This window comes from Gordonia sp. Z-3, from assembly GCF_036233855.1.
GTDB lineage: Bacteria > Actinomycetota > Actinomycetes > Mycobacteriales > Mycobacteriaceae > Gordonia > Gordonia tangerina.
Window position 1 is genome coordinate 22,169 of the sequence record NZ_JAZARS010000008.1, and the last position, 25,388, is coordinate 47,556.

General features: G+C 66.8%; 25 protein-coding genes and 1 riboswitch. Of the genes, 16 read left to right on the top strand and 9 right to left on the bottom strand.

The genetic code is table 11. The annotated features are described in order from the left end of the window. Window positions 1-89: 89 nt before the first annotated feature. A complete protein-coding gene (ctaC, locus tag VX037_RS10880) occupies window positions 90-1,217 on the top strand; it encodes an aa3-type cytochrome oxidase subunit II (RefSeq protein ID WP_372512357.1) in 1,128 nt (375 codons plus the stop codon). Continuing rightward, complete coding sequence (locus tag VX037_RS10885; protein WP_235723253.1) at window positions 1,214-1,630, top strand: cytochrome c oxidase subunit 4; 417 nt, start codon at window positions 1,214-1,216, stop codon at window positions 1,628-1,630. Before ctaC ends, VX037_RS10885 begins: the two co-directional genes overlap by 4 nt. A 96-nt stretch (window positions 1,631-1,726) precedes the next feature. On the opposite strand, the gene VX037_RS10890 is transcribed toward VX037_RS10885, so the two are convergent. The 5 genes from VX037_RS10890 to ctaE form a co-directional block, all read right to left on the bottom strand. Continuing rightward, window positions 1,727-3,250: a bifunctional phosphatase PAP2/diacylglycerol kinase family protein gene (locus tag VX037_RS10890; RefSeq protein WP_328714184.1), complete on the bottom strand. Its 1,524-nt coding sequence runs from the start codon at window positions 3,248-3,250 to the stop codon at window positions 1,727-1,729. Window positions 3,251-3,329: 79 nt separating this feature from the next. Next, complete coding sequence (gene qcrB, locus VX037_RS10895; RefSeq protein WP_328714186.1) at window positions 3,330-4,949, bottom strand: cytochrome bc1 complex cytochrome b subunit; 1,620 nt, start codon at window positions 4,947-4,949, stop codon at window positions 3,330-3,332. Next, the gene (qcrA, locus tag VX037_RS10900) at window positions 4,946-6,106 is read right to left on the bottom strand and encodes a cytochrome bc1 complex Rieske iron-sulfur subunit (protein ID WP_235723250.1); all 1,161 of its coding nucleotides are present in this window, start codon (window positions 6,104-6,106) and stop codon (window positions 4,946-4,948) included. Before qcrA ends, qcrB begins: the two co-directional genes overlap by 4 nt. Then, a complete protein-coding gene (gene qcrC, locus VX037_RS10905) occupies window positions 6,103-7,023 on the bottom strand; it encodes a cytochrome bc1 complex diheme cytochrome c subunit (RefSeq protein WP_328714187.1) in 921 nt (306 codons plus the stop codon). Before qcrC ends, qcrA begins: the two co-directional genes overlap by 4 nt. A gap of 52 nt (window positions 7,024-7,075) precedes the next feature. Beyond that, window positions 7,076-7,687, bottom strand: a complete 612-nt coding sequence (gene ctaE, locus VX037_RS10910; RefSeq protein ID WP_266060955.1) for an aa3-type cytochrome oxidase subunit III — start codon at window positions 7,685-7,687, stop codon at window positions 7,076-7,078. Between the two features lie 143 nt (window positions 7,688-7,830). On the opposite strand from ctaE, the gene VX037_RS10915 reads away from it, so the two are divergent. Both VX037_RS10915 and trpD read left to right on the top strand, forming a co-directional pair. After that, window positions 7,831-8,343 (top strand): hypothetical protein, encoded by a 513-nt coding sequence (locus VX037_RS10915; RefSeq protein WP_328714188.1) that lies wholly within the window; start codon window positions 7,831-7,833, stop codon window positions 8,341-8,343. A gap of 25 nt (window positions 8,344-8,368) precedes the next feature. After that, on the top strand, window positions 8,369-9,442 hold the full coding sequence (gene trpD, locus VX037_RS10920) for an anthranilate phosphoribosyltransferase (protein ID WP_287015052.1): 1,074 nt from the start codon (window positions 8,369-8,371) through the stop codon (window positions 9,440-9,442). A 46-nt stretch (window positions 9,443-9,488) separates the two neighbouring features. Here trpD and VX037_RS10925 read toward each other — a convergent pair whose 3' ends face one another. Then, window positions 9,489-9,767: an Lrp/AsnC family transcriptional regulator gene (locus VX037_RS10925; RefSeq protein WP_160901131.1), complete on the bottom strand. Its 279-nt coding sequence runs from the start codon at window positions 9,765-9,767 to the stop codon at window positions 9,489-9,491. A gap of 28 nt (window positions 9,768-9,795) precedes the next feature. Next, on the bottom strand, window positions 9,796-11,634 hold the full coding sequence (locus tag VX037_RS10930; RefSeq protein WP_328714190.1) for a DEDD exonuclease domain-containing protein: 1,839 nt from the start codon (window positions 11,632-11,634) through the stop codon (window positions 9,796-9,798). A 165-nt stretch (window positions 11,635-11,799) separates the two neighbouring features. Between VX037_RS10930 and VX037_RS10935 the strand changes: the two genes are divergently transcribed. From VX037_RS10935 to VX037_RS10955, 5 genes are all read left to right on the top strand, one after another. Next, complete coding sequence (locus VX037_RS10935; RefSeq protein WP_287015050.1) at window positions 11,800-12,030, top strand: hypothetical protein; 231 nt, start codon at window positions 11,800-11,802, stop codon at window positions 12,028-12,030. A gap of 108 nt (window positions 12,031-12,138) precedes the next feature. After that, a riboswitch (cyclic di-AMP (ydaO/yuaA leader) is annotated at window positions 12,139-12,319 on the top strand. A gap of 14 nt (window positions 12,320-12,333) precedes the next feature. Next, the gene (locus VX037_RS10940) at window positions 12,334-13,041 is read left to right on the top strand and encodes a C40 family peptidase (RefSeq protein WP_266060963.1); all 708 of its coding nucleotides are present in this window, start codon (window positions 12,334-12,336) and stop codon (window positions 13,039-13,041) included. 221 nt (window positions 13,042-13,262) lie between these two features. After that, window positions 13,263-14,255 (top strand): C40 family peptidase, encoded by a 993-nt coding sequence (locus tag VX037_RS10945; protein ID WP_235723264.1) that lies wholly within the window; start codon window positions 13,263-13,265, stop codon window positions 14,253-14,255. Between the two features lie 27 nt (window positions 14,256-14,282). Beyond that, window positions 14,283-15,818 (top strand): hypothetical protein, encoded by a 1,536-nt coding sequence (locus VX037_RS10950; RefSeq protein WP_328714192.1) that lies wholly within the window; start codon window positions 14,283-14,285, stop codon window positions 15,816-15,818. Continuing rightward, the gene (locus VX037_RS10955) at window positions 15,818-16,936 is read left to right on the top strand and encodes a glycosyltransferase family 4 protein (RefSeq protein WP_328714193.1); all 1,119 of its coding nucleotides are present in this window, start codon (window positions 15,818-15,820) and stop codon (window positions 16,934-16,936) included. The genes VX037_RS10950 and VX037_RS10955 overlap by 1 nt, the downstream gene beginning before the upstream one ends. A 34-nt stretch (window positions 16,937-16,970) precedes the next feature. Here the strand turns inward: VX037_RS10955 and VX037_RS10960 are convergent, their stop codons facing one another. Further along, window positions 16,971-18,770 (bottom strand): AMP-dependent synthetase/ligase, encoded by a 1,800-nt coding sequence (locus VX037_RS10960; RefSeq protein WP_328714195.1) that lies wholly within the window; start codon window positions 18,768-18,770, stop codon window positions 16,971-16,973. A 105-nt stretch (window positions 18,771-18,875) separates the two neighbouring features. Here VX037_RS10960 and VX037_RS10965 point away from each other — a divergent pair, with 105 nt between their 5' ends. From VX037_RS10965 to VX037_RS10990, 6 genes are all read left to right on the top strand, one after another. Further along, the gene (locus VX037_RS10965) at window positions 18,876-19,334 is read left to right on the top strand and encodes a hypothetical protein (protein WP_287015046.1); all 459 of its coding nucleotides are present in this window, start codon (window positions 18,876-18,878) and stop codon (window positions 19,332-19,334) included. Further along, window positions 19,334-19,771, top strand: coding sequence for an SRPBCC family protein (locus tag VX037_RS10970; RefSeq protein ID WP_235723238.1), 438 nt, complete (start codon window positions 19,334-19,336; stop codon window positions 19,769-19,771). Before VX037_RS10965 ends, VX037_RS10970 begins: the two co-directional genes overlap by 1 nt. Before the next feature lie 20 nt (window positions 19,772-19,791). Beyond that, window positions 19,792-21,018, top strand: a complete 1,227-nt coding sequence (locus VX037_RS10975) for an ArsA family ATPase (protein ID WP_328714197.1) — start codon at window positions 19,792-19,794, stop codon at window positions 21,016-21,018. An 80-nt stretch (window positions 21,019-21,098) separates the two neighbouring features. Further along, window positions 21,099-21,539, top strand: coding sequence for a hypothetical protein (locus VX037_RS10980; RefSeq protein WP_235723236.1), 441 nt, complete (start codon window positions 21,099-21,101; stop codon window positions 21,537-21,539). Beyond that, entirely contained in the window at window positions 21,539-22,519 is a 981-nt protein-coding gene (locus VX037_RS10985; RefSeq protein ID WP_235723235.1) for an ROK family protein, read from the top strand. The genes VX037_RS10980 and VX037_RS10985 overlap by 1 nt, the downstream gene beginning before the upstream one ends. A 137-nt stretch (window positions 22,520-22,656) precedes the next feature. After that, complete coding sequence (locus tag VX037_RS10990; RefSeq protein WP_235723234.1) at window positions 22,657-23,358, top strand: lysophospholipid acyltransferase family protein; 702 nt, start codon at window positions 22,657-22,659, stop codon at window positions 23,356-23,358. Between the two features lie 60 nt (window positions 23,359-23,418). Here VX037_RS10990 and VX037_RS10995 read toward each other — a convergent pair whose 3' ends face one another. Beyond that, window positions 23,419-24,792 carry a glycosyltransferase 87 family protein gene (locus tag VX037_RS10995; protein WP_287015043.1) on the bottom strand — a complete coding sequence of 458 codons (1,374 nt, stop codon included), beginning with the start codon at window positions 24,790-24,792 and terminating at the stop codon, window positions 23,419-23,421. 46 nt (window positions 24,793-24,838) lie between these two features. Between VX037_RS10995 and VX037_RS11000 the strand changes: the two genes are divergently transcribed. Next, on the top strand, window positions 24,839-25,321 hold the full coding sequence (locus VX037_RS11000; protein WP_328714200.1) for a polyadenylate-specific 3'-exoribonuclease AS: 483 nt from the start codon (window positions 24,839-24,841) through the stop codon (window positions 25,319-25,321). Window positions 25,322-25,388: the final 67 nt, after the last annotated feature.

The window sequence follows — 25,388 nt, forward strand, 5'->3', positions numbered from 1 at the left end:
ACTCGGCGCGGGCGAAGAAAGCCCTGTGCGAGTCATGTGGCATGGCAACTCGGTCGGCACGTGTGCCGACATCGAGCGAGCGGGAAGGCGTGAAATTGGCACACGGTGGACGGCCGCGGGCGACAGGGGCCCGTTCCGCATCGCGGACGATCAAGCAGGTCGGTGCACTCGTCGCACTCGGCATCGGGGCGTTGCTGCTGTCGGGATGTGACGCCCGTACGGCGATGCGCTTCGGTTGGCCCGAAGGCGTGACCCCCGAAGCAGAGAAGATGGGCGAGCTGTGGACCTGGTCGGTCATCGCCGCACTCCTCATGGGCATCCTGGTGTGGGCCCTGATCTTCTGGACCATCACCTTCCACCGGGCCAAGCCCGGCAAGGACGTCTTCCCCCGGCAGACCGCGTACAACGTGCCGCTGGAACTGACCTACACGGCGATCCCGTTCGTGATCATCGCCGTGCTCTTCTACTTCACCGTCGTGGTCCAGAACGACGTCGAGAGCAAGACCGACGACTCCAAGGTCGTCGTCGACGTGACCGCGTTCCAGTGGAACTGGAAGTTCGGCTACCGCGAGGTCGAGTTCACCGACGGCTCGCGCTATGACGGCTTCGAGGGCGAAGGCAGCCCGTTCGAGCTGCAGGCACGCAACGAGGCCAGCCACCACGGTGAGGAGCTGCCCCTCCCGGCCGGCGGTCGCGACGACGATATCCGGAACTACCTGCAGTTCAACCAGATCGAAACGGTCGGATCGTCGAACGAGATCCCCGTGTTGGTGCTGCCGACGGGCCAGCGCATCGAGTTCGAGATCGCCGCGGCCGACGTCATCCACTCATTCTGGGTGCCGGAGTTCCTCTTCAAGCGCGACGTGATGCCGTTCCCGGAGCAGAACCACTCCGACAACGTCTTCCAGATCTCCAGCATCGACCGGGAGGGTGCCTTCGTCGGGCGTTGCGCCGAGATGTGCGGCACCTATCACTCGATGATGAACTTCGAGGTCCGTGCGGTTTCGCCGGAGAAGTTCGACGCCTACATCCGCTATCGGGAGGACAACCCGCAGGCGACCAATGCGCAGGCGCTCGAAGAGATCTGCGAGGTTCCCGAGTCGGTGACGACGGTTCCGTTCGACACGCGACGCGCCACCGACGGCGACACCCCGACCGACCTCGGTGATGCCTCCAACACGTCCTTGCCTAACTGCACGGTGGGAGCAAACGGATGAAAATCGAAGCCCGAATCTTCGAATTGCTGACGGCATTCTTCTTCCTCGCGGGCATCATCTACACGATCTGTACTGCGTTCGCGAGTCGCGGCGTCGAGTGGGTGGGCGTGACCGGAATGTTCTTCAGTGCCGGCCTGACGCTGATCGCCGGCACCTACTTCCGGTTCGTCGCTCGTCGTGTCGAGATCCGTCCCGAGGACTACGAAGACGCCGAGGTCGAGGACGGCGCAGGCGAATTGGGCTTCTTCAGCCCGCACTCCTGGTGGCCGATCCTGTTGGCCTTCGGCGCCGCCCTGTTCGGCATCGGTTTCGCCACCCACAACCTGTGGTTCGCGATCTTCGCGGGGTTCGTCATCATCGGCACCGCGGCAGGACTCGTTTTCGAGTACCACGTGGGTCCGGAGAAGCACTGACCCACAGCAGCCTCTGACAACGGCCGCCTCCCTGACCACGCTGGTCGGAGGCGGCCGTTGTCGTCGTACGACGGCTGGCCCCGTCGGGGATCGCCGTCAGCGTCGGGGCGCCGGGGTATAGACCGACAGCGCACGGTAATCGACGCGGAATGTGGCCTCGTCGTAGCTCTCACCGACCTCGCCGTCGTGGGCCACCACGAGCGGCTCGTCCACCGCGGAGAACGAGAACTCGGGCACCTGCAGCTCGTGATACAGCGGCGACCGCTCTAACCGTCCGGTGAGCATGGAACTCACCAGACGTGCGAGTGCGAATCGGTGACCGACCTCGAGGATGCGTACATCGAGTAGTCCGTCGTCGATCCGCAGTCGTCGCGATGGTGCGAAACCGGACGGCCGGTACAACGAATTGCCGAGCAGGAACAGCGACGTCTCCATGACCACCCCGTCGACACGAATCCGGACGGGGCGGGTGCGGCGTAGCGTGGCCATGAGCGCGACGGCGGTGGCGAAAGGCCGACTACGTTTGTGCTGCAGGCGGGTCCGGGTGCGGACGAAATGCGGGTACGCGCCGATACTAGCCGTGTTCAACACGACCGTGTCATCGTTGAGCCGGACGATGTCCACGCGTGTCACGCGGCCTTCGGCGATGGCGCCGACGGTGTCGGCCACCGACCGGATGCCCAGATCCCGGGCGAAGTGATTGAACGTACCGCCGGGCAGAACCGCCAGGGGAATCCCCGCCCCGAGCGCCACAGGCGCGGCGCAGGCGACGGTGCCGTCGCCGCCGGACACTGCCAGTACGTCGGCCCGTTCCGCGGCCCGACGTAAGAGATCGGGCATGTCGTCGTCGGGGCCGATTTCGATGATTTCCGCGTCGGGGAGTAGTGCTCGCACTTTGTCGAGCACCTGTCGTCCGTTGCCGGACCCCGACGCCGGATTACCGACCACCACCACGCCCGCCCCAGCCGGACACGCCGGCGCGGGTACATCCGACGGCGGGGCGATCGCGATGTCGTGAGTGGTGATGGGCGGCACCAGACGCCCGCCGATGACTGCGATGGTCGCCCCGATCCCGAACCCGGCCAAGACATCTCCGGGGTAGTGTGCGCCGGTGGCGATGCGGGACAGCCCGACCAGGCCGGCCAGGCCACCGAGGACGAGTCCCGTCGGGGCGTGTTCGATGCCGACGCCCATGGCGAAGGCGGCCGCGCTGGCCGAGTGTCCCGACGGCAGCGAGTTGGAGGTCGGGGTCCGCCGAGATCGCCGCTGCAGCGGAACCGATGCCGTCTCGGGCCGAGGACGACTGCGGATGCGTTTGGCTATCTGGTTGGTGAGCACGCTCGTCACGCCGACCGTCACAACTCCGCGTACCGCGGCACGTTGCGCCGTCGCGCCACCGCCGAGTGCCATCGCGCCGGCGATCGCGAACCAGAGTTTCGAATGATCGGCGGCCCGGGTCAGCCGTGGCATCACTGCGTCGAGTCCGGGGGAGTGGGACTGCGCAATGGTCTCGAATATCTCCGCGTCCAGTGTGCCCAGTCCGCGGGTGATCTCGCGCAAACCCGTGGAGTCCCAGCGGGATCGGAGAGCGGCACGTGGCGAGCGGCGCGGACTGATCACTCCTCGATCCTACGCACGCGAACGACCACGGCCGCCGTCGCGATGTGCGACGGCGGCCGTGGTCGATGCTCACCGCAGATCAGTCGAGCGGGTTGCCACCCTTGGCCTGCAGTTCGCGCAGTGCCTGCTGCTCGGACTTCTCCACCTCGTGCTCGCGCTCGGTGTTGCGGATCTGCTGCTCCGGCGGATCCTCGAGCAGGATCGAGCCGGTACCGGGTGCTCCTGCCGAACCGAGTTTGTTCATCCGCTTCGGCAGTGCGGCACCCTCGTAGGGGAGCGGGATCGGGTGGCCGTGGTCGTCGACCGGGCCGAGAGGTTGGTGTACCTCGATGTACTCACCCTGCGGCAGCCGCTTGATGATGCCGGTCTCGATGCCGTGGGCCAGCACCGCGCGGTCACTGCGCTGCAGCGACAGTGCCCACCGGTAGGCGATGAAGTAGGCCAGCGGCGGCACCACGATCAGACCGATCCGGCCCATCCAGGTGGTCGCGTTCAGCGAGATGTCGAACTTCAGCGCGATGATGTCGTTCATGCACGACAGGGTCAGGATGATCCAGAACGACAGTGCCATTGCGCCGATACCGGTGCGCACCGGCACGTCACGCGGACGCTGCAGCAGGTTGTGATGCGCATCGTCGCCGGTCAACCGCTTCTCGATCCACGGGTAGGCGAACATCACCCCGAACATGATGGTGATGACCACGACCACCCAGAAGATCGCCGGGATCGTGTAATTGCCCAGGTACAACTCCCAGGCGGGCATGAGTCTGGCCAGACCGTCCGTCCACATCATGTAGATGTCGGGCTGGGAGCCCGCGGACACGTGCGCCGGGTTGTAGGGGCCGATGGTCCAGACCGGGTTGATCTGGAAAATGCCCGCCATCATGGCCAGCACACCGGTGGTGATCGCGAAGAACGCACCTGACTTGACTGCGAACACCGGCAGGATACGCACACCGACGACGTTCTTCTCGGTGCGGCCGGGGCCGGGGAATTGGGTGTGCTTCTGGTACCAGACCAGTGCCAGATGCGCGCCGATCAACGCCAAGATGATCCCTGGGAACAGCAGGATATGCATCATGTACAGGCGCGGGATGATGATGTCGCCGGGGAACTGGCCGCCGAACAAAGCCCAGTGGATCCAGGTGCCGATCAGCGGGATACCGAGGACGATACCGCTCATGGCGGCGCGGACGCCGGTACCCGAGAGCAGGTCGTCGGGCAGCGAGTAGCCGAAGAAGCCCTCGAACATGGCCAGGATCAGCAAGACGCAGCCGATGATCCAGTTGGCCTCACGCGGACGACGGAACGCGCCGGTGAAGAAGATGCGCGCCATGTGCACCACGATCGACGCCGCGAACAGCAGTGCCGCCCAGTGATGGATCTGACGCACGAACAGGCCGCCACGAACCTCGAACGAGATGTCCAGGGTGGTGGCGTACGCCTTGGTCATCATCACGCCATTGAGTGGCTGATAGGCGCCGTCGTAGATGACCTCGCTCATCGACGGATCGAAGAACAGGGTCAGGTAGACACCCGAGACCAGCAGGATGACGAAGCTGTACAGCGCAATCTCACCCAGCAGGAACGACCAGTGGGTGGGGAACACCTTGTTGATCTGCCGCCGGATGCCCGGGGCGGCGTGATATCGCGAGTCGACCTCGTTGGCCTGCGCCGCGACACGGTCGGCGATGGTCATGACTTACGCTCCCAAAATGCCGGTCCGACGGGTTCGATGAAGTCGCCTGCGGCGACCATGTATCCCTGATTGTTCACTGTGATCGGCAGCTGCGCCAGTGCTCGGGCGGCCGGACCGAAGACCGGCTTGGCGTATTCGAGCGCGTCGAACTGCGACTGGTGGCACGGGCAGAGGATGCGGTTGGTCCGCTGCTCGTACAGCGAGGTGGGGCAGCCAAGGTGGCTGCACACCTTCGTGTAGGCGAAGTAGTCGCCGTAGTTGAAGCTCTCCTGCCCCTTGCGCTTGATGGCGCGGGCAGCGTCCTCGGGGCGCAAGCGGATGAGCATGACGGGGTTGCTGACGTAACGCAGACCCTCGACGAGCTTGTGGCGTGACTCCTCGGTCTCGCCGTACCCGTCGGACACGCGCCACGGGAAGACCGTCTCCATGGCGCCCGCGTCGAGGTCTTCCGGCCGGACCAGGGCGACCTGGTGCGGGTTGCCGGTGTCGCGGCGTAGGAAGACGGTCTCGTTGGGATCGTCGGCGGGGTTGTAGATCGGCGACCAACCGGTGTGCCACAGCGGCGCATCGTCGCCCTTGGCCCACGGGTTCTTGATGATGCCGCCGAGGCCGGCGACGAGCCCGGTGACCGCGAAGGCGCCGAGTCCGAAGGCGGCCGATCCGAGAATCATCTTGCGACGCGGCAGGGTCGAGGTGGTCAGGGAGTCGTTGAACTCCGCTGCGACGGTCCGCCTGTCGACCTCGTTGGAACCACCGTCATGGCGATCCTGCACGGAGATCTCGGCAGGGATGAACTTCTTGGTGAAGATCACCATGCCGATGCCGATCGACAGCACCGACAGACCGAAGGTGATCCCCAACAGAGGAGTGTTGAGGGTGTAGCGCCAGTAGTCGGCGGAATCGGGGAGTGCGAACTCCCAGTGGTTCCAGATGAAGATGATGAAGCAGGCGATCGCGGACAGACCGGCGATGGTGAACCAGATCGCGACCTGACGCTCGGCGCGCTTCTCCACGCCGGTGCCCGGCTCCGGGAACCGTTCGGCGCGGTGGATGATCTCCACGCCGTCGAGGTTGGTGCCGAGTTTGACCAGATCGTCGTTGCTCATCTGGTCGAGCTCGTCCTGCGACGGGGTGTCCTTACCGTCGTGTGCACTCATGTCCGTGATCCCATCCACATCGCGCCGGCGACGATCGCCGTGACGCCGATCGCCCACATCACCATGCCCTCACTGACGGGGCCGAAACCGCCGATGTTCAGGCCGCCCTGCGGATTGGACTCGGTGACGTACTTGATGAAGCCGATGATGTCGCGCTTCTCCTCCAGCGACAGCTGCCGGTTGGAGAACTTCGGCATGTTCTGCGGTCCGGTTAGCATCGCCGTATAGATCTGCTGCTCTTCGACGCCATCGAGGTTGGGGGCGAACTTGCCCGACGACAGCGCACCACCACGACCGGTGAAGTTGTGGCACGAGGCGCAGTTGAGGCGGAACAACTCGCTGCCGCGGCCGAGGTTGTCGCCGCGCAGCGACTCCTGGGCGAGCACGGGTAGGCCGTCTTCCATCTTCACCGAGCCATCGGCGTTGCGCTCGTAGATGACCTGCGGACCGCCGCCCTCGGACTGGATGTAGGCGCCGAGCTGGTCGATCTGGGCCTTGGTGAACTTCGGCGGCTTGCGGGTGGCCTGGGCCTCGCCGCGCGCGGCCGGCATGCGGCCGGTGGAGACCTGGAAGTACACCGCTGCATCGCCCACGCCCAACAGAGCCGGGCCGCGATCGTCCACACCCTGCAGGTTGGCGCCGTGACAGGTGATGCACGAGGTCTCGTAGAGCTTCTTGCCGTCGGCGATCAGGGCGGCGTTCGATTCGTCGGCGACGGCTACCTGAGGTTTGGGCGTCAGGACCGATGCCAGAACACCGGCGGTCAGCAGACCGACGAGCAGCAGCAGAGTGCCGCTCGCACGACGACGCAGTTTGCGTCGGGACTTCGCCTTGCGCGCCGGGGTGGCGCCGACCGGGGAATCCGTACCGGCGGCCACGTCGTCGTTATCCGACGGTCGCGGTGGAGATGAACTCATCTGTGACTCTCTACTAAGCGGGCGGACTGTTGTGCAGGCGTGCCGGGAACGGCTACCTGATGAAGTAGATCGTGACGAAGAGGCCGATCCAGACGATGTCGACGAAGTGCCAGTAGTACGACACCACGATGGCGGCGGTGGCCTGGGCCGGCGTGAACTTGGACAACTTCGTGCGGATCAGCAGGAAGATGAAGGCAACCAGACCACCGATGACGTGCAGGCCATGGAAACCGGTGGCCATGTAGAAGACCGAACCATAGGCGCTCGAGCTCAGCGTCGTGCCCTCGTGCACCAGGTGGTAGTACTCATAGCCCTGTCCGGCCACGAAGAACGCACCCATCAGGAACGTCAGCACATACCAGCGGCGCAGACCGAAGACGTCGCCGCGCTCGGCGGCGAACACACCCATCTGGCACGTCACCGACGACAGGATCAGCACTGTCGTCACCGGGATCGCGAGGGTGAGGTTGAGCTCGGTCGGCTCCGGTGGCCAACCCACCGAGGAGTTGGCGCGCGCGACGAAATACATCGCGAACAGTCCAGCGAAGAACATGAGCTCACTGGACAGCCACACGATCGTGCCGACGCTGACCATGTTGGGCCGGTTCAGCGAGTGCACGCGCGAGGTGATGGCTGTTCCTGAGGTACCTACAGCGCTAGTCACAAAATGAAGTATGACGGTTCGTAGTAAGGGCTGACCACTTGGGTCCGATATTCACCGGAACTTTTTGTTTCGTCGCTGGTAGTCGCCGGTCGCCGACTGTTCCGGCGTGTCTGGACGAGCATGGTTTCCTGGAGGTGTGACGGGTGAATCGAGCTGGTGGACCGGAGGCCTCGCCGGTGCGGCGTGACCTCAACGGCCGCCCGGTGGAGGTGGGCCGACTCACGCGGTTGCGTGACCGGGTACTGGGCCGACGTGAGGTGGCCGCGCAGGTGCAGGTCGACGACCCGAGCCTGGTGGTGGTCGTCGAATCCGCAGACGATGCCGTGGCGAGTTCGACTGCCCTGGCCGACTCGGCGTGGCGGGCCGACGACGAGGTGGTGCTGCGTCATGTGCTGCGACTGCCCTCCTCGCAGGTCGACGACGCGGTCGCGCTCGCCGGGCTGGACGGGTACCAATCGGCCAAGGTGGGGCCCGTCGACGGACTAGCATCCGACACCGGCACTGCCGACGAGGTGATCGTCGTGCTCGCTCGGGTGCAGCTGCTCGATGCCATGCATCTGTCGCAGGAGCGCTCACGGATGGCCAGCCTCGGTTCGCGACACGGTGGCGAAGTGCTGCGCTGGCAGGTCCTGCAGCCACCGGTGGCGGGTCGCTGATCGGCGGGCCACTACTGTTTTCTCTGTGAGCAGCACGGACTCTTCCGCGTACACCTGGCCGCACATCCTCGGACGCGTCACCGACCGGATCGATCTCACCGTCGACGAGGCGTCGTGGGCGATGAACGAGATCATGAGCGATGCCGCGACCGGCGCGCAGATCGCTGCATTCGGTGTCGGGGTGAAGATGAAGGGCGCGGCTCCCGCCGAACTACGCGGCCTGGCGTCGGCGATGCTGGAGCACGCGGCCCTCGTCGAGGTGAGTCGGCCGGCGGTGGACATCGTGGGCACCGGCGGAGACCGCTCGCACACGGTGAACATCTCCACGATGACCTCGATGGTGGTGGCTGCTGCGGGTGTGCCCGTCGTCAAACACGGCAATCGTGCGGCGTCGTCGAAGAGCGGCGGTGCCGATGTGCTCGAAGCCCTCGGCGTCGACATCACGCTCGGGCCCGACGCGGTGGCGCGATGCGTGGACGAGGTGAACATCGGCTTCTGCTTCGCACCGGTGTTCCACCCGGCGTTCCGGTTCACCGGACCGCCCCGCAAGCAGATCGGTATCCCGACCGTGTTCAACGTGCTGGGGCCGTTGACGAACCCGGCGCGGCCCTCGAGTGGCCTGATCGGATGTGCGTTCGACGATCTCGCGCCGGTACTGGCGCAAGCGTTCGCCGACCGTGGCAGTTCGGCACTGGTGGTGCGTGGCGACGACGGACTCGACGAACTGACCACCACGACCACATCCACGGTGTGGCAGGTCGTCGATGGTCAGGTCACCCGGCTCGCTCTCGATCCCGCCGACCTCGGGGTCGAACGCGTCGAACTGGCCGCCTTGCAGGGTGGCGATGCGCAGCGCAACGCCGCTATCGCGCGCGATCTGTTCGCGGGCACCCGCGGTCCGGTGCGCGATGCCGTGCTCCTCAATGCGGCGGCGGCGCTGGTCGCATTCGAACAACGCGCCGTGCTGACCGACAGCGGGCTGACGGATGCGATGGTCGAGGCGATGACCCGCGCGGCTGCGGTGCTCGACGGCGGTGACGTCGCCCGTCTACTCGAACGCTGGGCGTCGCTCAGCGCCGAACTCGCCGACGAGCGCTGAGATCCGCATCAGGCCGAGACCCGTGTTGGTCGGGGACGGGCCCTGTTCACTCCTCGCCGATGGAGAATCCGCCTTCGACATCTGACCGCGAGTAACTGCGGAATGCGATGTGAGTGGCGCTGTGGGTCACCCCGGGCAGTCGATTGATCTTGCCGGTCACCACGTCCGCGATCTGGTCGTGGTCACGCACCTTGATCTTCGCGATCAGGTCCACGTCACCGGCGCACGAATAGACCTCCGACACCCCGGGGATGTCGGCCACTGCCTGCGCGGTCTCCGGGATCTGGTGGACGTCGGCGTGGATCAGGACGATGGCGGTGATCATGGTTGACACTGTAGTGCGGTGCGTCGTGTCACCCGGCGCGACGGGGCGACTCGCGTGCGTCGTGGGCGACACGCGACCAGGCCGACCATCGTTGTGCGCATGCGCCCGGCAGAACGAACGGCTCGCTGGCCCCGACGATGCGCGCGCCGGGTTCGGTGACCCAGCGGTAGAGCAGCGCGGACTCCTCGGCGGGGGCCCCGAACAGGGGGCCGACACCCGGAAGGACGGTTTCGGCGGCGGCCACGAGGGTGTCGACCACCGGCATCGGCGGCACACCGCGACGCGCGACGCCTGCACCTGCGAGACGGCCGTGTCTGATCACCGCCAGCTCCCATCCGTGCTGCTCGTCACGCCGGGCCACCACCAGTTCGGCGATCCGATTCAGTGCGGACAACCGCTGACATCGCGCGAGCACGTCTATGGTCGCCGACAAGCGGTCCCGGTGGCGGGCGGCGCTCTCGAACATCTGCATCTCGGACAGGTGTGTCAGGCGATCGGTGAGTGTCGCGAGCGCCACGTCGGAATCGCCGGTCATGACATCGCGGACAGCCGAGACCCGAGGCAAATAGTCGGGGAGTGTCAGCGGCCGATCCGAAGCGGCGTGGCAGCCTCCGATGCGAGGCCCACCGGCCGCCTCGGAACGGCACCAGTGGTGGGAGGCGGACCCGCTGCGTGTCGTGCAGCTCCGCAGACCGGTGGCCGCCGCGAGCATGTCGGCAATGGTGGCGGCGGTGGTGCGATTACCGATGGGGCCGATGCTGTCCTCGGTCGGGGTGCGTGAGACCTTCAGACGAGGGAACCGTTCACCGGTCAGCACCACCCACCACCCACGATGCGGTTGCGTCGAGCGGCGGTTGTAGGCGGGTGCGTGGGCGGCCAGCAGGCGCAGTTCGCGTACTCCGGCTTCGAGCCCATGAGCGCATTCGATGTGATCGACCCGTGTGGCCAGCCCCACCATCTCACTCATCCGCGGACGCGGGTCGCTGCCGGTGAAGTAGGACGACACCCGCCGACGCAGGTCCACCGCGGTACCCACATAGAGGACCTCGTCAGATGGCCCGCGAAACAGATACACCCCCGGCCGCGCCGGCAGACTCTGCGCCATCGACCGCTTGGCACGTAGGCGTGGATTGGTCCGGGGCAGATAGGCGGTCAGCTCGCGGTAGGTGCCGACACCCTGGTTGCCGACCCGTTCGAGCAGATGGTGCAGCACCTCGACGGTCGCCCGGGCGTCGTCGAGCGCGCGGTGGGTGGGCCGAACCGAGACGTTGAATAGGTCGGCGAGGACCGACAGCCGCACCGACGGGGCCTCGTCGCGGGTGAGAACGCGCCGCGCCAATGTGACCGTGCACAAGCTGGTGTGGAACGGCCATTCGATGCCGAGGGCGCGGGCGTTGTGCCGCAGGAAGCCCATGTCGAACCGTGCGTTGTGGGCCACCAGGATCGCTCCTCGGGCGAACTCCACGAACGAGGAGAGCACCTCGCCGATCATGGGCGCATCCGCAACCATCGCCTCGGTGATCCCGGTGAGCGTGACGATCTTGGGCGGGATCGGACATCCGGGGTCGACGAGGGTGGCGAATTCGCCGATCACCTCGCCGCCGCGGATCTTGACGGCCCCGATCTCGGTGATCTCATCGTTCGCCGCGCTGCCGCCGGTGGTCTCGAGGTCGACGACGACCATCGTGGTGTCGAACAGTGAGCGGTCGAAATCGTCGTCGTCGAGACCGGCGTCACCGTCGAGATCGGAAAAGGTGAGTTGTCCGTCGCCCACCGCCTTGATAGCCACGCACCGAACATTAGTTCGATGCAACGACAGATGCTGATGTGACAGGCGGGAACGGTGGGTTTGGTGTCCTTCGTGCATTTTCTGTCGGTGGTCGTTCCTACGCTTCATCGCAAGCGACGAATCGGGCCGGAGGGCGACTCCGACACGCGTCGACATCCCGACCGTAGCCAAGTGAGATGGAGATCACAGATGTACGTCGATTGCCAGACCTGCCCGGGCCGTCCGGCCGCCTGTGACGGATGCATGATGCAGGTCCTCTTCGATGCCCCCAACTGCGAAAACCCGGTGGGTCAAGGTGGAGGAAAGGTCACGGAATCGGGCCGTTCGCCGGACGCGGTGATCGACGCCGCGATCGATGTCTTCGTCGATGCTGCGATGGTCACCAGAGCGTCTGCAGTATCTGCAAGAACGAGTAAAACCACTGTTCAAGAGGCTGTTTCGGGGCAGCGCCTGCGGATTCTGCGCGCTGGTTGAGATTTCGGTGCGCGACCGGCCTAAGTCGGTCGGTGGACAGACCCGCATTCGATTTCGTAACCTTTCCGAGACCTTTTCAGAGCGTCCCGCTCCAACAGGAGTGGTCTGGATCGGTCACCGCTCAATCGCCCATCTGGGCGAACCGGGGAACCATCAGTTTCGGAGCAATCCGAATTGGGGTGAATCGCGCATGCCCGACGACGCTGTTTGTCGTCGGATGTGCTGCGTAGGGCCATTCTTCCGGCCCGAATCCGACAGCTAACCCGGTCGGCGGTCGAAGGGAGAGCAAGGAGAAGTCGCTTCGTGGCGAAACATCGTTTGGAGCAGCCCAACCGGGGCAGCAAAGTGGCCAAGCGCGCGGTTGTGGCCGGGTCGATCACGGTCGGCTCACTCGCCGCTGCGGCAGGTCCCGCGCTCGCCGCACCGGTTCACGTGCCGAACATCGGCAGTTTCGAACTTCCTGGGGTCGACAGCAAGCAGATCCCCCAGCAATTCCAGGAGCCCAAGGCCGCTGCGCCGCAGGCCGCCCCGGTGGCCAAGAACCCGGCTGCCAGCGTCGAGATCCCGAACATCGGCACCTTCACGGTCCCGGGTCTCAACAACGACCAGATCCCGCAGCAGTTCCAGCCCAAAGGTGGCGGCGGCGGCATCCTCGGCGTGCAGCCCACCGTGGCGCAGAAGGCCGTGAGCAACGCCGAGAGCAAGATCGGCTCGCCGTACTCCTACGGCGCGGCCGGGCCGAACGCGTTCGACTGCTCCGGCCTCGTCTACTGGTCGTACAAGAAGGCCGGCAAGACCATCCCCCGTGACAGCTACGGACAGCTCGGCGGCGGCACCCCGGTCGCCTCGATCGCGCAGGCAAAGCCGGGAGACGTGCTGATCTTCAACGGTGGCGGCCACGCCGGGATCTACGCCGGCAACGGCAAATTCGTGCATTCGTCGACCTACGGCACGCCCGTGAAGAAGGACAACGTCAGCAATTGGTCGCTGACCGGAATCCGTCGTTACTGAGCGAGCGCGCCGCAGCACGGAGTGGACTTTGTCGGGCGGATCACGTGATCACGTGATCCGCCCGACACATCACGCGGGTCCGTGGCCGACCAGTGGCGTCGACCGCCCGGTGATGTGGGGGAAATGGTGGTGAAGAGGTGACAGCCGTGGTTTCCGGCCGGTCGGGGACACACAGACGACCCGTGCCGGTACTGCTCGTCGCGGTCCTGGTCGCGCTGGGAATGGTGTCCGGGCAGTTCGGTGCCGCGATGACCGCCGGTTCGGCGGCGGCGGCTCCGGTTCGCACTCCTGACCAACTCCTCGCCGAGTACAAGAAGCTGAGCGACGACGCCGAGAAATCGGCCGAGGCGATGCACAACGCCCAGATCGAATACGACAAGCAGCGGCGCATCGTGGCTCAGGCGAAGAAGGCGTCGACCGAGGCCGATCGCACCCTGGCATCGACGCAGCAACGGCTGGAGAACTACCAGACCCGGGTCGACTCGGTCGTACGTGCCAGCTACAAGGGAGCGCGGGTCAACCGGCTCTACGCTGTCCTCGTCAGCGACTCGCCGCAAGCGCTGCTCGACCAGATGTCCGGTCTGGAGCTCATCTCCCGGCAATCCGCGGCAGATCTCCAGGGCCTCAAAGACGCCCGCGCCACCACCACCGAGGCCAAGCGGGCGGCAGACAAGACGGCGGCCGATGCGACCACGGCGGTGGCCGCCGCGGAGAAAACGCGTGGGGAACTGCAGGCCAAGCAGGCGAATCTGCAACTGCAGGCGGTGCAGATCCGGGCGGTCTATGAATCGATGACCGGTAAGCAGCTCGCTGCCCTGCGCGGCCCAGATTTCGACTTCGACCCCCGGCTCGTGCCCAAGGGAACCTCGTCGGCTCTCGTCGCGGTGCAGGCCGCGCTGACTCGTATCGGTGATCCGTACGTGTGGGGCGCGACCGGGCCCAGTTCGTTCGACTGTTCGGGTCTGATGGTGTGGGCCTACCAGCAGGCCGGCAAGACATTGCCGCGGTCCAGTGAAGCGCAGAGCGGGTCCGGTCAACCGGTCGATCGACAGAACCTGAAGCCCGGTGACCTGATCATCTACTACTCCGACGCCCACCACGTCGGCATGTACGTGGGCGACGGTTACGTGATCCATGCCTCGACGTTCGGCGTGCCGGTGAAGGTCGTGCCGATCGACGATGCCGGACCGTACAACACCGCCCGTCGGTACTGAGTGGCGATCGGCGACGGACGCGTGCCGGTGACCGGCAACCAGACGGATCGGTGGCGCCGGGCCCCGGGCGCACTCCTCGCTGTGCTCACCGTTGCGGTCCTCGCCGGTTGTGCGGCCCCGGCCGAGCAGGGCGCGCCATCGAGCAGCGCGTCCACCACCGCGACGACGTCGCTGAACGTCTTTGAACAACAACGTGCGGACGGCGTACAGCGAACGCTCGACGATCTCAGTGGCGCGCTGAGTGCAGGCGATGCAGATCGGGTGGACGGGCTCATCGATCCGGCCGCCACACCCGAGTTCCGTGCCCGACTGCGCGCCGCTGCGGTCAACCTCTCCGGCAGCGTCGTGAGCGCGGAGTCCCCGCGACCAACGGCCCCACGGCCGTCGACCGCGCCGCTCTCGTCGCCGCCGACGACCGGCCGCGTACCGAACTCGTCGGCGCCCCCCAGGTCACAGCCGAGTGGTTCGTCCCCCACGGTCGCGACCGTGGCGCCGCGCGGAACTGCACTACGGCTCAAAGATTTCCGATACGAGGTCGCGCCCACCACGGAGGCGGAGGTGCTGGTGCCTGCGGACCTGCAGCAGCGACTCGACGCGCAGGGGAGTTCGGACTCGTGGGTGGCGCCGATCGAACTCCGATACGCCCTCGGCGGCGCGAGCACCCCGGGGGTCGACGAACCGGATGTGGTGGTGGGCATGCAGCTGGTGATGGCGCGCTACGGCGACGACTGGACGGTGGTCGGTGATGGCGCAGCGATCGGTGGTGACGCCGCTCCCACCCAGTTGTGGGATCTGCCCGGCCTGGGAGCATCCGATGTCCAGACGTCCGGCGGCACCTCGGTGATCGCCTCGTATCCGGGGACCGCCGAGGTGGTCGCGCGTGTCCGCGAACTCGCGCCGGGTTCGGTGGAGGCGGTGACGGCGTTCTGGGGTGAGGACTGGCCCCGGCGGGCGGTCGTGGTGGCGACCGCGCGCCCAGGCGAGTTCCGGACGTTGACGCGCAGCGCCGGGACCGACGTCGCCGCAGCTGCCGCCGCAACCGTCTACAGTCGTGTCGACACTGACGACGGCGTGGCGGTGGGGCAGCGAGTGGTTCTCACGCCGGGTGCCGCGCGGCTGTCGAATGCGGCACTCGGCGTGGTGCTGCGCCACGAGCTCACCCATGTCGCAGCGCGCGTCGACACCGCGGCGGGCGCGCCGCTGTGGATCACCGAGGGAGTACCGGAATATGTCGGACGCAACGGCACCTATACCCGGTTCGCGGATGCGGCACCGGATCTCGCGGCTGCCGTGGACGTCGGCGACCTCCCCGCGGACCTACCCGCCGACCGCGACTTCGCGGTCGATTCCGACGGCGCACGACGTGCTTACCAGTCCGCGTGGTCGGTGGCGGCCTACGTCGCCGACCGCTACGGCGAGGACCGGCTGCGTGAGCTCTACATCGGAGTCGCGGCCACCGACGACACCGCGCAGCAGGATGAGGCCATCGTGGACGTGCTCGGTGTGTCGCGTACCGAATTCGTCGCGGGATGGCGGCGCTGGCTGAGCACCCAGGTGCGCTGATGCGACGTACTTTGTTGGTGACCAACGATTTTCCGCCCCGGCCGGGCGGAATCCAGTCGTATCTGCAGAATTTGGTGGATCTGTTGCCGCCCGAGGAAGTGGTGGTCTACGCACCGCGATGGCGGGGACACGAGGAGTTCGACGCCGCGCAGCTCTACACAATTGTCCGTCACCCGACGTCGCTGATGTTGCCGACACCGGCCGTCGCGCGGCGTGCCGCCCGGCTCATCGCGACCCATGACATCTCGACGGTGTGGTTCGGTGCCGCCGCGCCATTGGCGACGCTCGCCCCGGCGATGCGGCGGGCGGGGGCACAACGGGTCGTTGCGAGCACGCACGGGCACGAGGTCGGTTGGTCGATGCTGCCGGTCGCCCGGCAGGTGCTCGCCCACATCGGTCGACACACCGACGCGGTGACCTTCGTGAGTCGTTATACGCGTGGCCGTTTCGCATCCGCGTTCGGTGCGCACGCCGCACTGGAGTACCTACCGCCGGGCGTGGACACCGACCGCTTCGCGCCTGATCCCGGCGCACGTCGGCGCCTACGCGACCGGTTGGAACTGGGCGATCGTCCGACGGTGCTGTGTCTGTCCCGACTGGTGCCGCGCAAGGGTCAGGACGTCCTGATCCGGGCGCTGCCGTTGATCCGTCGCGAGGTCGGTGACGTGGTGCTGGTGATCGTCGGTGGTGGCCCCTATGCGGAGCGCCTGCATCGACTCGCCGACGACGACGGGGTCGCCGACCACGTGGTGTTCACCGGTTCGGTGCCGTCGGCGGAGCTACCCGACTACCACAATGTCGCCGACGTCTTCGCCATGCCGGCCCGCACCCGTGGGGGTGGGCTCGACGTGGAGGGGTTGGGCATCGTCTACCTCGAGGCATCGGCCACAGGGGTGCCGGTGGTGGCCGGACAATCCGGCGGAGCGCCCGAGACCGTGGTGGAAGGCGTCACGGGCACCGTGGTCGACGGGACCGACATCGACGCCGTGGCGCTCGCCATCACCGCGGTCCTCAGCGATCGCTCCGCTGCCGCCGAGATGGGCGCCAACGGACGCGAACACGTGCTGCAGAGCTGGCAGTGGAGTGCCATCGCGGCACGTCTACGTCAGCTGCTGTAGCTCGAGCCACCCGCCTGGCGCCGTGCGATGTCGGCTACCGCGCGTAGATCGCGTCGATGTCGTCGGAGAACTTGTCGACCACCACATTCCGCTTGACCTTCAGCGTCGGCGTCATCTCGCCGGTCTCCTCGGTGAAGTCGTCGGCGAGCACCCGGAACTTCTTGATCGCCTCGGCGTGCGAGACGGTCTCGTTGGCGGCGTCGACCGCGCCCTGCACCTCGGCCCGCAGGTCCGGATCGTCGACCAGGTCGGCAACCGTGGCGTCGGAAGGCTTCCCGTTGCGCTGCTTCCAGCCGCCGAACGCCTCCGGATCGATCGTGACCAGCGCTGCGATGAACGGTTTCGCGTCGCCGATGACGAGTGCCTGCGAGATGAGTGCATTGGCCCGGATCACGTCCTCGAGACCCGCCGGAGAGACGTTCTTGCCGCCGGCGGTGACGATCAGCTCTTTCTTCCGTCCGGTGATCGTCAGGTAGCCGTCCTCGTCGAGTGTGCCGAGGTCACCGGTGTGGAACCAGCCGTCTTCGACAGCAGTTGCCGTCGCCTCCGGATTTTGCCAGTACTCGGCGAAGACCACACCACCCGACAGCATTACCTCGCCATCGTCGGCGATCCGGACGCGGTTGCCCGGCAACGGTTTCCCGACGGTACCGACTTTCACGGCGCCGGGGGTGTTGACGCTGAACGCCGCCGTGGTCTCGGTGAGTCCGTAGCCTTCGTACACCGGAATTCCGATGCCGCGGAAGAAGTGGCCGAGGCGTGCGCCCAGGGGTGCGCCACCCGAGATCGCGGCCTCGCACTGCCCGCCCAGAGCGGCGCGCAACTTTCCGTAGACGAGACGATCGAACACTGCGTGCTTTAACTTGAGGAACAGTCCGACCGAACCGCGTTCGTCGGCGGAGGAGTACTCGATCGCCACATCCGCGGCCAGGTCGAAGATCCTGCCCTTCCCGTCGTCGTGGGCGGACTGCTGTGCGGTGTTGTAGACCTTCTCGAACACCCGTGGCACCGAGAGGATCACCGACGGCCGGAACGTTGCGAACTCGGCGACCAGGGTGCGGGTATCGGCGTGGTGGCCGACCTCCACCCCGGCCTCGATGGCCACCAGGGTGATGGCGCGGGCGAGGACATGTGCCAGCGGCAGGAACATGAGCAGACGTTTGCCCGGGCCCAGCAGGGTGTGCATCGGGCTCTCCAGGACCCCGCGCACCTCGGAAAGCATGTTGGCGTGCGTCAGCTCGCATCCTTTGGGGCGACCGGTGGTTCCGGAGGTGTAGATCAGCGTGGCCGGATCGGCGCAACGCAGGGCGGTGCGCCGCTTGAGTACCTCGTCGTCGTGGACCTCGGCGCCCACCGCAGTGAGGTGCGCGATCGCGCCGTCACCGTCGGACGCGTCGATCTGGAAGACGTCCACCGAATCGAGGCCGTCGATGCCGTCGACGATCCGACGATGGCCGTCATCTTCGACGATGATCGCCCCGGCCCCGGAATCGCGCATGATCCATTCGATCTGCGGTCCGGACGACGAATCGTAGATGGGCACCGTGATGGCACCGGCCGACCAGATCGCGAAATCGATCAGGTTCCACTCGAGGCGAGTACGCGAGAGCAGTGCGACGCGGTCGCCGGGCGACACGCCCACGGCGATCAGGCCCTTGGCGATGGCGGTGATCTGCGCGGCCGCCTCGGCGGCGGTGACCGGCTGCCAATCCGTGTCGACCTTGCGTCGGAAGACCACCTTGTCGGGTTCGCGCTCGGCGATCCGGAAGATGATGTCCGTGCAGTCGGCATTCTCCGGGATGGAGAAGCGCGCCGGCACGCTGAACTCGGTCATCGGGCCACCTTTCAGCCTCGGTTCTCATCAGCGATGGTAGTCCCGTCGCCGCGCAAACCGTACGCGCGTCCCGTCAGGTCTGCTGTCCGGGGCCACCGAGAGTATGTGAAGCTAGTGAACGTGACGAGCATTCAGGTGGCCGACGAGACCTTTGTCGCGGCGGCTCCGTCGCTGGCCGCCGAGGCGGTCGGGGACCAGGGCAACTGGCGGCGCTGGTGGCCCGATCTCCGTCTCGGCGTCATCGAGGATCGCGGTGCGCAGGGCGTTCGCTGGACGGTGGACGGTCCACTGGTGGGCAGTATGGAGGTCTGGTGCGAACCGGTCCTCGACGGGTTCACCCTGCACTACTTCCTGCACGCCGAACCGGTGGACACCGGGGCAGGCGCCTGGGATGCGGATGGGCTCGCCGAGGCCAACCGTCGCCGTCGCGCCGCCGGCCGGGCGATGTCTTTCGAGGTGAAGGCGCGCCTGGAGTCCGGGCGTGTGGTCGGCGGACCGGCGACCCGGGACCCCGACGCCGACACCACGTCGGCGAACGCGACGGCCACGAAAGTGGTGCGGTGATGGCCGACCACACCGAGCGTTCCATCGTGATCAACGCCGACGCGTCCGACATCATGGCGGTTATCGCCGATTTCGATCACTATCCCGACTGGGTGTCCGCGGCGCGGGAGGTGGAGGTGATCGAGACCGGGGTCGACGGTCGGCCGCGAGTGGTGCGGTTCGTCCTCGATGCCGGCGTGCTCCAGGACACTTATGTTCTGAGCTACGACTGGGGTGCCGACGACCGGACGGTGGCATGGACACTGGTCAGCAGCGATCTGCAACGTGACCAACGCGGGCGATACGTGTTGTCCCAGCAGGTCCCGGGTTCCACCAAGGTCACCTATGAACTCATGGTGGATCTGCTGGTGCCGATGATCGGGCAACTCAAACGGCGTGCGGAGAAGGCCATCACCGAGGCCGCACTGAACGACTTGAAGAAGAGGGTCGAAGGCTGATCGATCTCACGCCCATTCATGTGGTGATCGGGCCGGGTGGCGCCGGGGTCTCGGTGGCCGCGGCATCGGGGGCACTGGGTCGGGCCCGCGGACAGCGGGCCGGACCCCGGACCCGCGGCGCCGGAAGCGGTCTCGTGCCCGAGCAGGACACGCTGCTGATCACCGTGGACCGCTGGTCGCCGACCGCGGAACTGTTCGGTGTCTACCGAACGTCGGCGGAGCCGGTGGCGGTGTCGTCCCGACTGCATCTGTTGTCGTTGGATCGGCTCGGACTGGTGGAGCGGTCGTGGTCCGACTTCACCGCCGTGCTGTCGGAGACGGTGGCCCGTTCCCGGGTATCGCTGCCGGGGCTCGGGGTGGCATCGGAGATCTCCGCGGGTGAACTCGCCGCGTTGCCGGGTATCGAGGATTTCCTGCTGCTGCGTCGGATCCGCGACGAGGCGGCCGGCGGCACCTGGCGACGAATCGTCGTCGACGTCTCGGGACTCGGTGACCCGTTCGAGTTCCTGCGGGCCGCCTCGGTGCTCAGTCAGGCGCTGAATCGGTTGTGGCCGCGCCACCGCCGGCTGGCCGCTGCGGCAGAGCGGCCGGTCCTGGCCCAGGTGACCGCGGCCGTTGACGCAATCGACCGGGACTGTGTCGACATCGCCGAACTGACGACCGATGCGCACAGTGTCGCAGTACATCTGGTGATCGGCACCGACGGTCGCGCCGAGCGACTGCTACCGGCCTTGCTGGCAAATGTCGATGTGATGGGCCTTGCCCTGCGTTCGGTGATCGTCAACCGCGGGGTCGGTGACGGTTGTGACCGTCGCGTGGCGCGCCTACGGTCGGTGGTGCACGACGACCGCGACGTCGAGGTGATCAACGTCGACCGGGTGGACGAGCCGATCGATCGGGCGGCCCGGCTTCGCAAGGTCGGCGTCACGTTCGCGCGCCCGGACGGACGCCGGTGTGGCACCGGAGCCGCACGCGTGGCGGAGGTCGGCGCCGACGACGGTTCCGAGACCGTGCGCGGCCAGGATCGGGTGTTCGAACTCACGTGGCGGCAACGGCTTCCCGAACCCGACACCCTGCAGCTCGGACGATCCGGTGACGACCTGCTGGTCACCGTTGGTAGCTTCCGCCATCCGGTCCGGTTGCCCTCGGTGCTGCGGCGATGCGTCGTGGTGGACGCGGCCTGGGACGGCACCGAACTCGTCGTGCGGTTTGTACCGGATCCGAAGCTGTGGCCGAAAGGTCGCTGACGTCGTCGTTTGCCTGCCACACAGCGGCGCGGCCGACGTCGCGTACACTACTGCCGAGCCGGACAGGGGGAGCTGCCCAGATGACCTCGGACGACACGACCGGGAGTGGTGACGACAACGTCGCCGGCCACGCGCGCGGTCCAGTCGGTGATCCGCTGCGCGACTTCCTGTTGGGCCTGGCCGCCCAGATCGACCAGGTGGCCGCGATGTTCGGTGGTACGGGCCAGCGGCAGTCGAGCGCGTCGGGTCGGGGCCGAGCGGGTTCGCCCGAGTCCGCCGCCGATGTGGCGGATCTCGTCGACCTGTCCGGTGAGATCACGTCGCTGCTCGCCGAGCTCGGTGACCTGCTAGCCCGCCTCATCTCCGCGTTGATCGCGGTGTTGGAGGCGATCGCGAGTGCGCTGCGATCGACCCCACAGACTTCTCCGCGCGCCGACACCGGTTATCAGCAGATCGCGGTACGTATCGACACGCGTGGTCCGTCGGACGTCCACCATCGCGAGTTCGAAGGTGAGGACTGATGGGGGATTTGACGATCGGTATCGACATCGGCGGTACCAGCGTGCGTGCGTCGGTGGTCGACGACCGTGGTGCGATGCTCGACACGTTGCGTGCGGCAACTCCGCCGACCGCGCAGGCACTCGAACACTGTCTGGACCGGTTGGTCGGTGAGCTGACCTCCCGGTGGGCGGCCAAGGCTGTCGGCCTGGCGATCGCCGGGTTTCTGACACCGGACCGTCGGGTGATCCGGTTCGCGCCGCATCTGCCATGGCGGGAGGCCACCGTCGCCGAGGACATGACCGCCCGGATCGGCATCCCGGTGTTCGCCGAGCACGACGCCAATGCCGCTGCGGTCGCCGAACGACGTTTCGGGGCCGCGGCCGGCGGCCGGAACTCGCTGGTGCTCGCGATCGGCACCGGCATCGGCGCGGGCCTGCTGTTGGACGGACAGATCTATCGGGGCAGCTTCGGTGTGGCGCCCGAACTCGGCCATCTCACCGTGGTCCCGGACGGTCGGCCGTGTTCCTGCGGAAAGCTTGGCTGCTGGGAACGGTATTGCAGCGGAACAGCTCTGGTCGACACGGTGCTTGAGCTGCTGGCCGACGGGGACTGGGGGCGCAGTCAACTGGCCGCAGATGTCGCAGCAGACCCGGGTGCGCTCACCGGCCGCCGCGTCGCCGGTGCTGCCGCCGACGGTGACGCCGTCGCGCTGGCGGCGTTCGCGCAATTCGCGCAATCGCTCGGGCAGGGACTCGCCATGATCGCCGACATCTTCGATCCCGATCTGATCGTGCTCGCCGGTGGCGTGGGGGCCGCGTCGGGACTGTTCCTGGACGAGGCGCGAGAACATTACGCGCGTCTGGTGACCGGTGCCGGACACCGGCAGCTGGCACGGATCCGCGGCACGCAGCTTGGTGAGAGCGCCGGTGTGGTGGGTGCCGCCGAGGTTGCGCGCCAGGCCATCAGTACGCACCTCGCCGAGGCGCCCACCCGAAGCTGAGGGTGTGTATCGTTTCTGCGGGTATCGTTTCAGCGGGTTTCGGTAACCGCCAATTGTGCGCGGATATCGACCCTGTGGTCCAGGTCTCGGCGGGTAGTGTCTGAGGCGGCGGCGATCGACGAGGTTCGGAGTCATCGATGTGGTATTACGCATTCAAGTACGTGCTGCTCGGACCGATTCTGCGAGTCCTCGGCCGACCCAGGATCGAGGGCTTGGAGAACATTCCGGAGCGTGGGCCCGCGATCCTGGCGAGTAATCACCTCGCCGTGATGGACAGCTTCTATCTGCCGCTGATGGTCCGCCGCCGGATCTACTTTCTCGCCAAGGCCGAATACTTCACGGGCACAGGGGTCAAGGGTGCGTTCCAGCGCTGGTTCTTCTCCGCGGTCGGGCAGATCCCCATCGACCGATCGGGCGCCGAGGCCGCCGCGGGTGCGTTGACCGCCGCCCGTCGGCAGCTCGAGGCGGGCACCCTGATGGGGATGTATCCGGAGGGCACACGTTCTCCGGATGGGCGGCTCTACAAGGGTAAGACGGGCCTGGCCCGGGTGGCCCTGGACACCGGGGTGCCGGTGATCCCGGTGGCCATGATCAACACCGAGAAGCTCAACCCGCCGGGGACCATCATTCCGCGACCGTCGCGCATCGTCATCAAGGTCGGTGAGCCGCTCGACTTCGCGCGGTATGAGGGGATGCAGGGCAACCGGTTCATCGAGCGGGCGGTCACCGACGAGATCATGTACGAGTTGATGCAGTTGTCGGGGCAGCAGTACGTGGACATCTACGCGGCGTCGCTCAAGAACAAGCCCACCGCGCCGGCGGAGCCGGCTGCCGCCTGACTCATACCGCCTCACTCCCACCGCGCGAACCGGGCCCGCCGGATCCGCATGGCCAAAGGATCATGCGGCGCCGGTCCCGGCCATCTCCGTGCGTGGCATGGCGGTGCGACGTTCGGTCCACTGCGGCGGCAGCAGCCACACCACCACCAGGAACCCGAGACCCCACAGGGTGTACGCGTTGCCGATCAGATGATCGACGACCGACCACTGTCGCACCGCAGGCGACAAGAACTGGAACGGGCCGAGCGCAAAGATGACGACACCGCTCGCCGCGACCGACACGTGCGCCACCTGAACGCGGCGGTCGGTGCTACGGGCAGCCACCACCGTCGCGACGAGGATCGTCGGAATCGCCCACACCCAGTGGTGGGCCCAGGATGTCGGCGACACCAGCAGACCCCAGGTCGCTACGACGCAGGTGACCAGGACGGCCGCGACCCCGGCAGACCCCGGCGCCGACGACGCGTCGGGCGCGGGGGTGCCGGGCGCGCGCAACGCCCGAAAAGCCGACACCGGACGACAGGCGCGGGCCGCGACGACGGCCAGTCCCGTCACCACCACCGAGCTGGCCACCCACAGCAACTGTTCGGTCATCTCGGCGTGCGGCACCAGCCGAATCCACATCGCATTGATGTTCTGGTTGATGCGTCCGGCCGGGTCGCCGATGCGAGTGGTGTGGAACAGGGTGTGGGTCCAGTAGGTCAGCGAATCGGCGGGTAGCCAGATCCAGGCCAGCACTCCCGCGCCTACGAAGGTGACGCCCGCGACGATTGCCGGCCGCCAGCTACGCGCGATGAGGAAGACCGCGATGAAGACCAGCGGGGTGAGTTTCACTGCAGCCGCGACGCCGGTGAGCACCCCCTGCAGCGGGCCGGCCGCCCGCGCGCGGCCCCGGCCGACGACGAACACGTCGACGATGATCAACGTCATCAGCACGATGTTGATCTGACCGAAGCCCAGGGTCATCCACAAGGGATTGGACCAGACCGCGACTCCGCCCACCATCAGCGCGATCCACCACCGGTTGGCGGTGTTACCCACCGACAGCACCCCGAGCACGATGTGCCCGCAGATCACGACGAGTGCGGCCGTCAGGATCGACATCAACAATCCGGCGAGGCCGAGACCGAGCAGACCGAGCGGAACGAAACCGATTGCCGCGAACGGGGGATAGGTGAACGGCAGCCAGATCCCATCGCTGGTGAATGGCATCGAACCGTCCGCGTACAGACTCTGACCCTGCTGCCAGATCTGCGCACCCAGCCGGTAGACATCGAGATCGATACGCGTGCGGGTACCGAAGCTGGAGGTGAACGGGACACCCACGATCTGCAGGGTCACCGACGCTGCGAAGGCCACGGCGATGACGCTGCGGATGGGCACCGACGGTACCCATCGGTGCAGCCGGGCATCGGCCTCGGACAGGACAGTCATGGTCTCGGCGTCTCTCCGCTCACAGGGTGTGTGAATACTGGTGGCTATGCGGTTCTTCTACGACTCGGAGTTTATCGAGGACGGCACCACCATCGAGCTCATCTCGATCGGTGTCGTCGCCGAGGACGGTCGGGAATTCTACGCGGTCTCCACGGAGTTCGACCCGGCGCGGGCCGGGGACTGGGTGCGGGCCAATGTGTTGCCGAAACTACCCTCGCCTGCATCGCCGGCCTGGCGCGGCAGGCGCCAGATCCGTGACGACCTGCTGGCGTTTCTCACCGAGGCCGACGACGAGGTGGAGCTGTGGGCATGGGTGGGCGCCTATGACCACGTGGTGCTGTGTCAGCTGTGGGGGCCGATGACCGCGCTACCTCGGGTGATGCCGCGTTTCACCCGTGAACTGCGACAGCATTGGGAGGCGGCGGGCCGACCGAGTCTGCCGGCGTCTCCCCGCGATGCCCACGACGCGTTGACCGACGCGCGGCACAACCTGCGTCGCTGGCAGGTCATCGAAGGATCGAAGCGCTGATGGTCGCCGAGGCATGCCTCGGCCCCTCGATCGGGCACCTCGACGACTCCACTACCCTGTATCCGTG

What these genes read in the sequence shown, in the direction of transcription:
- VX037_RS10885 (WP_235723253.1), top strand. Translation starts at nt 1,214, where the DNA reads ATGAAAATCGAAGCCCGAATCTTCGAATTGCTGACGGCATTCTTCTTC.
- qcrB (WP_328714186.1), bottom strand. Translation starts at nt 4,949, where the DNA reads ATGACCATCGCCGACCGTGTCGCGGCGCAGGCCAACGAGGTCGACTCG.
- qcrA (WP_235723250.1), bottom strand. Translation starts at nt 6,106, where the DNA reads ATGAGTGCACACGACGGTAAGGACACCCCGTCGCAGGACGAGCTCGAC.
- qcrC (WP_328714187.1), bottom strand. Translation starts at nt 7,023, where the DNA reads ATGAGTTCATCTCCACCGCGACCGTCGGATAACGACGACGTGGCCGCC.
- VX037_RS10925 (WP_160901131.1), bottom strand. Translation starts at nt 9,767, where the DNA reads ATGATCACCGCCATCGTCCTGATCCACGCCGACGTCCACCAGATCCCG.
- VX037_RS10930 (WP_328714190.1), bottom strand. Translation starts at nt 11,634, where the DNA reads ATGCACGAAGGACACCAAACCCACCGTTCCCGCCTGTCACATCAGCAT.
- VX037_RS10935 (WP_287015050.1), top strand. Translation starts at nt 11,800, where the DNA reads ATGATGCAGGTCCTCTTCGATGCCCCCAACTGCGAAAACCCGGTGGGT.
- VX037_RS10945 (WP_235723264.1), top strand. Translation starts at nt 13,263, where the DNA reads ATGGTGTCCGGGCAGTTCGGTGCCGCGATGACCGCCGGTTCGGCGGCG.
- VX037_RS10955 (WP_328714193.1), top strand. Translation starts at nt 15,818, where the DNA reads ATGCGACGTACTTTGTTGGTGACCAACGATTTTCCGCCCCGGCCGGGC.
- VX037_RS10960 (WP_328714195.1), bottom strand. Translation starts at nt 18,770, where the DNA reads ATGACCGAGTTCAGCGTGCCGGCGCGCTTCTCCATCCCGGAGAATGCC.
- VX037_RS10970 (WP_235723238.1), top strand. Translation starts at nt 19,334, where the DNA reads ATGGCCGACCACACCGAGCGTTCCATCGTGATCAACGCCGACGCGTCC.
- VX037_RS10980 (WP_235723236.1), top strand. Translation starts at nt 21,099, where the DNA reads ATGACCTCGGACGACACGACCGGGAGTGGTGACGACAACGTCGCCGGC.
- VX037_RS10985 (WP_235723235.1), top strand. Translation starts at nt 21,539, where the DNA reads ATGGGGGATTTGACGATCGGTATCGACATCGGCGGTACCAGCGTGCGT.
- VX037_RS10990 (WP_235723234.1), top strand. Translation starts at nt 22,657, where the DNA reads ATGTGGTATTACGCATTCAAGTACGTGCTGCTCGGACCGATTCTGCGA.
- VX037_RS10995 (WP_287015043.1), bottom strand. Translation starts at nt 24,792, where the DNA reads ATGACTGTCCTGTCCGAGGCCGATGCCCGGCTGCACCGATGGGTACCG.
- VX037_RS11000 (WP_328714200.1), top strand. Translation starts at nt 24,839, where the DNA reads ATGCGGTTCTTCTACGACTCGGAGTTTATCGAGGACGGCACCACCATC.